The organism is Arthrobacter sp. Hiyo1, assembly GCF_001263615.2.
Classification (GTDB): Bacteria; Actinomycetota; Actinomycetes; order Actinomycetales; family Micrococcaceae; genus Arthrobacter.
This window is the reverse complement of sequence record NZ_DF952469.1, coordinates 344,844-346,744: the sequence shown is the minus strand read 5'-3', so window position 1 is coordinate 346,744 and position 1,901 is coordinate 344,844. Positions and strand designations below refer to the sequence as shown.

1 protein-coding gene is annotated in these 1,901 nt (G+C 65.8%); it reads right to left on the bottom strand.

The genetic code is table 11. The annotated features are described in order from the left end of the window. The coding region (locus AHiyo1_RS06085; RefSeq protein ID WP_059387942.1) for a transglutaminaseTgpA domain-containing protein at positions 1-1,739 on the bottom strand (1,739 nt) is incomplete at its 3' end. Positions 1,740-1,901 lie beyond the last annotated feature (162 nt).

Here is a 1,901-nt window from a genome sequence, read left to right as displayed (position 1 = left end):
GGTACAGTGGCGGTACTCGGCGCGGGAGTCGAGGCACCCGGGGCCAGGTTTTCGTCATGCAGGTTGGTGCCCGGGCCGCCCGCTGCAACAGGGTCGCTCGCGTAGGGCGGGACCACGCCGCGGGAAGGGGTTGGTTCGAAGGCGACCCAACCGACTCCCTCGAAATAGAGCTCGGGCCAGGCATGGGCGTCGCGGGCATCCACCTGGTATTCGGGAAGGGGTTCCTGTCCCGCCACGGCAACAGTGGCCCCCGTGGCGTGGCCCGGCGCGTAGCCGACGGCGATGCGGCTCGGGATTCCCTCCAGCCGTGCCATGACGGCCATCGCGGAAGCGAAGTGCACGCAATAGCCGCTCTTCTGCTGCAGGAAATCCGCCAGCACGGACAGGCCGTTGCCGTCATAACCGCCCTGGACGGGAGCCTGCAGGGAGTAGCTGAACTGGGACGAGCGGAGATAGTTCTGGATCGCCATCGCCTTGGCATAGTTGCCGTTGGCGCCTGCCGTCACTGTCTTGGCGGTGTTCTTCACAATGTCAGGAACATTGCTTGGCAACTGGATGAAATCCTGCGAGATGGAGGTGGGCTTGGCATTGTCCTCGCTCAACGTCGCGGACGTCACGGAAGGCAGCGCCGAATATACCGTGTACTGCTGGTTCCGGGTGGTGCTGTCCTCGCCGCGGATGCTCAGTGTCTCGGGATCCCAGGACCAGCGTCCGCTCAGGCCGTTGACGGCGGTCGGGGCATAGGGGACCGGGAGATACGGGCTGGTGAACTGTCCGGTATCGACCACGGTCAATTGGCGGACCAGCTCGGCGGGGAGCGGGTAGTCGGGCGCCATCCGGCCAGGCCCGATGCGCCGGGAGGCTTCGCGGTCGTCCGGCGCCCAGGTATCGCCGTCGAACTTGTCAATGGTGACGGAACGCAAGTACACCGGGGCCGTGGAACTCGTGGCGTAGGTGATGCTGCCGTCACCGGTGGGATTCCGCAGGCTGTTGCCGAGCGTGATCATGGGATTCAGGCCGTTGGAGACGCCCCAGGGATTCAGCCTCGAACCGACCGGAAACGTCCCGCGCTCAAAGCCCGGAACCGCCAACGGCAACAGCAGCCCCAGCACCAGGGCCACGCCACCGATCACCATGGACCGTTTGAGCTGCCCCGTACCGTGGGCGTTGTCGGTCTGCAGCCTCGAGTCCGGTGCGAACCACTGGCTGCAGCCCAGGATCAGGATGAATCCGACGGCGGCAGCCAGGAATCCGGGCAGGCCGCCGCCTTGCGGCTTGATGGTCGCCGGGAACACGAGGACTACCAGCAGGCCCAGTCCACTTGTCGCGGGCATGCCGAGCGGAACGGCCAAGGCGTCGATGAGGATAGCTACCAAGCCCAGCCCCGCGCACGCAACGAAAACTATTCCGGCGTTCGGGGAGACGGGTGCCGTCTCAGATACCACCGTTTCGCCGGCCCGTTTCAGGAATTGGCCCAGCGTGTCAAGGGTCGCGCCGGAAGGAATGAAGCCCGCGATGCTTTCCGGCCGGAAGAACGTGAAGTCGAGGATGAACACCAAGGCGAGAAACCCGCCCAAAGTGGTGAGTACCGGGTGGACCCTCAAGGCACGAAGGACGGCGAGGGTCAATCCGACGACGAACACCGTGGTGATAGCGGGAACCAACCATGCCCAGCCCCTGAAAACCCCGTTGAGGGAGAGCGAGGCTCCGAGTACGGCGAAAGCGATGGCCGCCGACATTGCCCAAGGGTAGGCTCCAGGTCCCGGCTTCCGCGGGGAAAGGGGCGCCCTTCCCGGACCGCTGGACCTTCCCGGACTATTGGAGGAGGGGTCACTTGTCCCCGCCGGCTCCGGGCTCGGGGGCCGTCCCGGGGGGCCGTTCCTGGAGGTTGTGGTCATCGT